Source organism: Helicobacter pylori SA37A (assembly GCF_000476015.1).
In the GTDB taxonomy this organism is placed as follows: domain Bacteria; phylum Campylobacterota; class Campylobacteria; order Campylobacterales; family Helicobacteraceae; genus Helicobacter; species Helicobacter pylori_DB.
This window is the reverse complement of record NZ_CBOO010000004.1, coordinates 93,629-100,538: the sequence shown is the minus strand read 5'-3', so window position 1 is coordinate 100,538 and position 6,910 is coordinate 93,629. Positions and strand designations below refer to the sequence as shown.

The following is a 6,910-nucleotide window of genomic DNA, read 5'->3' as shown; positions in this document are numbered from 1 at the left end:
CGGTCGCTAAATTCACATATTCAGAATTAAGCCATGAAGTGCCCGCTAACGCAATCCCACCAAAAAGCCCCACAGAAAGCTTGTTGTTTTTGCCTAAGAAATTGGTGGCTTTATCGTTGATGAAGTTATAAAGAGCGTCCGCTCCAAAGCCATAAGTCCACACATCAGAAGCCGAGTTGAAAAAGCTGGATTTGATATAGGCATGGTTATAATCAAAGAAGCCGTAATACCTAGCGCCCCATCTTCTTTTTTGGCCAAAGAATTGCTTGTAGCCCACTTGGATACCAATCCCGTTCATCGCGCCGTTGTTGGTTTGAGAACTGACGATGCCCACTTTCCTAAAGGGGTTTCTGCCTAACTCTTGATTGATGGTTTGGATTTGGTTATAAGTGTTTTGGTTAAGGTAGAAGTTTTCTTGTATGCCTTGAGGGCTATAGGGGTTGTTCTTTTTGCTCACCACATTTTGCAAGCTTTGCGCGTTAGGGATGCTGGAGAGCGCAGTAGTGATGCTGTTGTAAGTGTTTCCTAGCTTTTTGTATTGGCTGCTGAAGTTTGCTAGAGTGTAGGCGAGATCTTCGGCTTGCTGGATTTGCTCGGCTTGAGTGCCAAAATGCGCGATGCTGTTGTTTAAAGCGGTTATGGTTTCTCCCACATAGGCGCAACCGGAAGCGAAAGTTTGAGTGGTAACTGTGCCTGGAGGTGAACCTTGTGTGCCACCAGTACCAGCTGTTGAGGGGTTATTGCATGTGGCTAAAAAGCCTGTAACAAAATTTTTAAAGGTCCCAGTGAGATTATCAGGGTTAATGGTTTGCCCCACTTGATTAGCTAAATTGAGCATTTGCGCTTGCGCTTGCGCGTTTTTGAGCATGCCTTCAGCAAAGCTTGTATTCCCTGTGAAAGGGTTGAAATGGCTATCTACCGGATTTGATGATTGCCCGTTAGCATTAACGATGTTCGCTTGATTGAGCATCTCTTGAGCGTCCGTGATCATTTTTTGGATCGCACCGATCTCTTCTGAAAAAGCGCCGCATAGCTTGTTAGAGGGCCATTCCCACTTTGGACCATTAGCCTGACTATTAGGAGCACGGAAATACGGGCATGCACTATTGATGGTGTTGATGAGCGTGCTCGCTTGCGCTAACAGCGCTTGCGCGTTGTCGGGGACACCTTCCATTTTGGTAGTAATATCGGTGTAAGATTGCTTCAGGGTGTTACCGGATGCGTTCCAATCAACCACTTTTGAACTGATCGTGGTGTTCACGGTTTTGCCGTCTATGGTTTGGGTTGTGGTTTTGCTCCCGCCATTTCTATTGGAGTTTAACACATCACAGTTATTATTCCATTCTCCTGCGCATTTATAGCTATAAGTTACGCTCACTGTCCCATTCTTTTCATTCAGCGTCGGTAAGCCTTGTTTTAAAGCCGTTTGCAAGATCTGATAGGCTTCGTTGAGCTTTTTAAAATTCTCAATACTCATAGGACCATAGTATCCAGGAGTATACCCGTTCAAAGAACAAGTAATAGAAGTGGATCGATACCCTGGCTCGTTGTCAAAGACGGTGGTTGAAGAAGTGCTTGCTTGACCATTTGCATTACCCCCGCATTGCGTCACATAGCCCACGATATTCCAAAACCCCACCGCCGCGTTGATCGCTAAAAGCACCGCTTGATACGCCGGGGAATTCTTTTTGTCATTGAGCAAACCAGCCGCGCTCGCGCCTAGATCGTTACGCACCCCATTGATTGCACTCGGATCAGAGGAGAGCTTGATAAGGGTGTTTAGGGTGCTGTATTTGGTTAAAAGGTTGTTCAAGTTTTCATAATTGTCTGAAAGCTCTTGAATGCCTTTGGTGTTTTTCACCATTTGAGCGGCTTCACCGATCTGATAGCCTGCACTCATGTAAAAGCCGTCGTCTTCAGCGCTCAAAGTGGAAACTAGAAGCGATCCTAAGGTTAATGAAAGGATGTGTTTTTTCATTAAATCTCCTTTTTTGAAATTAAATTGATTTGAGTAGTGGTTAAAATCCATACATTGATATGTATTTGGAGCATTATAGCATAAAAGTCGTTTTTTTTTTTTTGTCATTTTTGAAAAATTTTAGAATTTTTTTGATTTTAGCGTTTTTTGTTTCGTTTGGTGGTGTTGGAACTCATTTTCTTCATTTGAAATTCGCTTTCTTCATTTGAAATTCATTTCTTAAGGGGATAGGGGGTTTTGTTAAAATTAAGATTGGTTGCGGAGAATGGATTTGAACCACTGACCTTTGGGTTATGAGCCCAACGAGCTACCGGACTGCTCTACTCCGCGACACGCTAATAAGAACGTGCTAAAAGGAAAAATGGCTGGGGTGCAAGGATTCGAACCTCGGAATGCCAGGACCAAAACCTGGTGCCTTACCGCTTGGCGACACCCCAAAAACCAATAATATAAAATAAAAGAAGCATTATACAAAAGCTTTTTAAAAAAGTCAAGCTAAAACGCTATAATCCCACTATGGAAAAAAATTTTAACCCTCTCATTTATAAACGCTATTTGAAAAAGAAAGAAACCTTTTTGCTGTTTAAAAGAATCGCTCAAATGTCTGCGTTTAAAAATTTAAAGCTCCAGCTCAAGCGAAGAGAGGTTATTAATCGTTATGTGGCTGGAATTTTAGGGGATTTAAAAAAAGGGTTTAGATACGCCAAAATGGAACACCAAATCCTAAAAATCTATTTCACGCACCCGAGTTTCTTAAAAGCCTTTGAAACAGAAAAAGACCATTACACCAACCGCCTGAAAGCCCATTTAAAAGAAACGCAAAAAACCCTAAAAGCCCTAAATTACCCTTTTGATTTTAAAACTATCCAAGCGAGCGTTAAGAAAAGGCCTTATCACAAACCGGTTGTCAAAAAAGAAAACCCCCCTAAAAAACCGGTTAGCATCAATGTCAATTGCGAAGGTTTGAGCGATTTCACTAAAAAGCAATTTTTAAAGCTCAAACGCGCTTGTAACGATAATACGCCGCGCACGCCCCCTCAGAGCTGACCATGCAACTGCCGATCGGGTTTTGTGGGGTGCAAGTTGTAGCGAATAGCGAGCAGTCTAGGGGCTTAGCGATGCCTTTTAAAATCTCCCCGCACTTGCATGCTTTGTTTTCTTTAGAGGTTTTGTGGCTTAAGTGTTCTTTAAAGACTTTTTCAGCGTCATAGGAGGCGAACGTTTCTTTGAGTTTGAGGGCGGAATGTTTGATATTCCCTAACCCTCTCCATTCAAAATTTCCCCTAACTTCCATGCAAGCATTGACTAACTCTTGCGCTTTCACATTCCCTTCATAGCTCACCGCTCTTTTGTATTGGATTTCTAGCTTGGCTTCTTTGTTTAGGGCTTGTTTGATAAGCATCAGCACGCTTTCTAATATATCCACCGGCTCAAAACCGCTCACAATAATAGGGATTTTAAAGCGATCCACTAAAGGAGAATAGATTTGAGCGCCGCTGATCACGCTCACATGGCTAGGGGCTAAAAGGGCGTTAATCTGGCATGCTGGATCTTTTAAAATCGCGCTCACGCTTGGAGGCACTAAAATGTGGTTGATGTGGAAAAAAAGATTTTTTAATTTTTCTTTTTTAGCGCTCCATAAAACGCTAGCCGTCATCGGCGTGGTGGTTTCAAAACCGATCGCAATGTAGATGACTTTTTTAGTAGGGTTTTCTTTAGCGATCTCTAAAGCTTGCATGGGCGAATACAAAAAGCGCGCATCCAGCCCCTTTCCTCTGGCTTGTATCAAACTCCCATAGCTCCCAGGGACTCTCATCATATCCCCTAAGCTCAAAACAATGCTATCTTTCATGCTAGCGAGTTCGTAAGCTTCATCAAGGCGCGCTCTTGGCATCACACACACCGGACACCCCGGCCCATGCGCAAACTCTAAATTTTTAGGCATCAAATCCAAAAGCCCGTATTTCATGATAGAATGCGTATGCCCTCCGCACACTTCCATGATGACTAATTTTTTTTCAAGTTTGAAAGCGAGTTTTTTGATTTCATTAGAGAGCGCTAAAATAACTCGCTTGTCCCTAAAGGGTGAAATGAGGTGATCAACGCTCATTGTTTTTATTGCGTTTCGTTCATTTTGGCGATCATTTCTTGGTAAAGCTCAATGGATTCTAGGGCTTCTTTTTCATCAATCTTACTCATCACATAGCCGATGTGGAGCAACACATAATCGCCCACTTTAACAGACTCGCCCATTAAATCCAAGCTCGCCTCTCTTTGAACGCCCAAAGTCTCCAAAATAGCCACATTATCGTTAATGGCTATGACTTTAGAGGGGATCGCTAAACACATTAAAACGAATGCGTGGATTGGTAATTTTCACGCTTTTTTTCTAAAAGGAAGTTTTTAAAATCTTCCAAGCTTTTAGGGTCTTTGGAGCTCATTAAAAAAATAGGCGCTTCAGGCTTTAATTTTTGCATGTCTTCTTTGACTTGAGAAACCCTAAAATTAAACACTTCAATCATGTCCGCCTTACTGATAATGACCGCATCCGCGCACATAAACATCGTAGGGTATTTTAGCACCTTATCATCGCCCTCTGGAACGGAGAGTAAAACGATATTCATCGCCGCCCCTAGATTATAGCTTGAGGGGCAAACCAAATTCCCCACGTTTTCAATGATTAAAAAATCGCTTTTTTCTAACGCTCCCTCATCTTTTAATAAATCAAACGCCCCCTCAATCATGCTCGCTTCCAAATGGCACGCTTCGCCGGTGGTGATCTGGTGCGCGCTCACGCCTTTTTTACGCAACCTGTCCGCATCTCGGTTGGTTTGCAAATCGCCCTCTACCACGCAAAACTTAAAGTCTTTAAAATCCGCTAGATTTTCTAGCATCGTGGTTTTACCGCTGCCAGGAGAACTCATGAAATTCAGCACATACAGCCCTTCTTTTAAATAGCGTTCTTTCATTTCAGCGGCTTTAATGTCGTTCTTGCTCAAAATCTTTTCTACGATTTTGATGTCTTTTTTACTCAAATTAGGGTTATTTTGTAAAGATTCTTTTCGTTGTTCGCTCATGCTTGTTCCTTTCTTTTAAAATTTTCGTATTGTAGCGTGCTTAATTAAACGACTATGATTTAACAACTTCTTTTATCTTCTTGGTGATTTTTTTAGATCAGTAATCCGCCTGTTTTAACCCCTTTCGTCGCTATCGTTTTTATCTTTTAACACTAATTTAATGATCCTCCATATGATGATTAATAAAATGATGGTTAAAAGCAAATACCAAACATTGATAAAAACAACTTTCATCATTTGATTTTCCTTATTTTTTACTTAAAGATAGCCTTATAACGCTATTTTCTAAAGCGTCCAAACGATGCGAAACTTGGGCTTCCAGGCTGATTAACGCTCCCTTTGGCATTTCTATTTTTTCATCTCCCACTTCAAAAACGATTTTACCCTCTAAAACCTGCACGCTAATCGCTCCCGGGGCCTTGTGTTTGTCCATGACAGCTCCCTTGGGCATGCAAATACGGATTTCTTTAGTCAAAGAATTTTCATTCAGAGCTTCAATATGAAGTTTCTCAAAACAAACGCCCTCTAAAAAATTAATTACTTCCATCAAAAACTCCTAGTGTGATATTTTCTTAATTTAGAACTTAATTTAAGAAAGCTAATTTTTTACCCAAAAATTTCTTATAGATTTCTTAAACAATCCTTTATTCTGTTTTTTCCAAAACCTTTTTGGTTTGCAAAGCGATTTCTAATTCTTCATCAGTAGGGATTCGTAAAACTTGGACTTTAGTATCAGGCTGGCTTAAATTCACTAACCCACTTCCCGGATTGTCGTTCGTGGGCTTACATAAAGCGATCCCTAAATTTTCTAAGCCTTCACACACGCTCTCTCTTAAAGCCGAATAATTTTCCCCTAATCCCCCTGTAAAGATGATCGCATCTACTTTTTTTAAGACTACCATGTAAGCCCCAATGTGCTTTTTAATGCGATAAGTGCACATTTCAAAAGCGAGCTTGGCTTCTTTATCGCCTTTTTCCTTTCTGGCTTCTATGTTTCTCATTATCCCCACAAATGCCTTTCAAACCGCTTTCATGATTTAAAATTTTCATCACTTCTTCTAAGCTCTTATTTGCACATTGCGCAGTGTATTCCACCACAGTGGGGTCAATATCCCCACACCTTGTGCCCATAATCAAGCCCTCTAGTGGGGTTAGCCCCATAGAAGTGTCCACGCTCTTGCCATTTTGAATGGCGGCTGCGCTTGAGCCGTTCCCTAAATGCAAACTGATCGCGTTAAATTCCTCATAAGGGATATTCAAAAACTTCGCCGCTTCTTTGGCCACATAATGGTGTGAAGTCCCATGGAAACCATAGCGGCGGATTTGATACTTTTCATACAATTCATAAGGCAACGCATACATGTAAGCGTAACTGGGCATGCTGGCATGGAATGCGGTGTCAAAAACAGCGATTTGAGGGATATGGGGGTGCGCTTTTTGAACGAACTCAATACCGGCCAAATTCGCCGGGTTGTGTAAGGGGGCTAAAATAGAAAGATTGCCAATTTCTTGCATGACTTTTTCATCCACTAACACCGGGGCATGGAATTTATCCCCCCCTTGAACCACACGATGCCCTATAGCGTCAATTTGATTGAAATCTTTGATGATCCCCATTTTCGTCAAATTCTCACGAATCATTAAAAGCCCGCTCGCATGATCTTTAATCACAAGCTTTTCTTTTAATTCTTGATCGTTATGGTGCAAATGCGATTTGATTTTCAACTGCCCTATTTCTTCGCCGATTTTTTCAGCCAAACCGCTCGCTAAGGGCTTATTTTCTTTCATGCCAAACAACTTAAACTTAATAGACGAACTGCCCAGATTCAAAACTAAAATTTCCATCATTTCTCCT

Annotated in this window: 6 protein-coding genes, 2 tRNA genes and 2 pseudogenes; 1 reads left to right on the top strand and 9 read right to left on the bottom strand. The window is 41.5% G+C overall.

Features of this window, described 5'->3' with window-relative positions; all coding sequences use genetic code 11:
• From QT76_RS03465 to QT76_RS03455, 3 genes are all read right to left on the bottom strand, one after another.
• A partial coding sequence (locus tag QT76_RS03465) for an outer membrane protein (RefSeq protein ID WP_033616604.1) occupies positions 1 to 1,978 on the bottom strand: 1,978 nt, incomplete at its 3' end.
• A 253-nt stretch (positions 1,979 to 2,231) separates the two neighbouring features.
• Positions 2,232 to 2,308, bottom strand: a tRNA-Met gene (locus QT76_RS03460).
• A 32-nt stretch (positions 2,309 to 2,340) separates the two neighbouring features.
• A tRNA-Gln gene (locus QT76_RS03455) sits at positions 2,341 to 2,415 on the bottom strand.
• Here QT76_RS03455 and QT76_RS03450 point away from each other — a divergent pair.
• Positions 2,371 to 3,025 (top strand): annotated as a pseudogene (locus QT76_RS03450) (hypothetical protein). The gene QT76_RS03455 and the pseudogene QT76_RS03450 sit on opposite strands and share 45 nt — an antisense overlap.
• Here the strand turns inward: QT76_RS03450 and hypD are convergent.
• The 6 genes and pseudogenes from hypD to QT76_RS03420 form a co-directional block, all read right to left on the bottom strand.
• On the bottom strand, positions 2,976 to 4,088 hold the full coding sequence (hypD, locus tag QT76_RS03445) for a hydrogenase formation protein HypD (RefSeq protein ID WP_033616602.1): 1,113 nt from the start codon (positions 4,086 to 4,088) through the stop codon (positions 2,976 to 2,978). The pseudogene QT76_RS03450 and the gene hypD sit on opposite strands and share 50 nt — an antisense overlap.
• A 5-nt stretch (positions 4,089 to 4,093) precedes the next feature.
• Positions 4,094 to 4,327 carry a HypC/HybG/HupF family hydrogenase formation chaperone gene (locus QT76_RS03440; RefSeq protein WP_000335445.1) on the bottom strand — a complete coding sequence of 78 codons (234 nt, stop codon included), beginning with the start codon at positions 4,325 to 4,327 and terminating at the stop codon, positions 4,094 to 4,096.
• Entirely contained in the window at positions 4,327 to 5,055 is a 729-nt protein-coding gene (gene hypB / locus QT76_RS03435) for a hydrogenase nickel incorporation protein HypB (RefSeq protein ID WP_000003585.1), read from the bottom strand. Before hypB ends, QT76_RS03440 begins: the two co-directional genes overlap by 1 nt.
• 114 nt (positions 5,056 to 5,169) lie before the next feature.
• Positions 5,170 to 5,292 (bottom strand): hypothetical protein, encoded by a 123-nt coding sequence (locus tag QT76_RS08610; protein WP_080242400.1) that lies wholly within the window; start codon positions 5,290 to 5,292, stop codon positions 5,170 to 5,172.
• A gap of 10 nt (positions 5,293 to 5,302) precedes the next feature.
• Positions 5,303 to 5,602, bottom strand: a complete 300-nt coding sequence (locus QT76_RS03425) for a cupin domain-containing protein (RefSeq protein WP_033616601.1) — start codon at positions 5,600 to 5,602, stop codon at positions 5,303 to 5,305.
• 97 nt (positions 5,603 to 5,699) lie between these two features.
• Positions 5,700 to 6,900: pseudogene (locus QT76_RS03420) on the bottom strand (acetate kinase).
• Positions 6,901 to 6,910 lie beyond the last annotated feature (10 nt).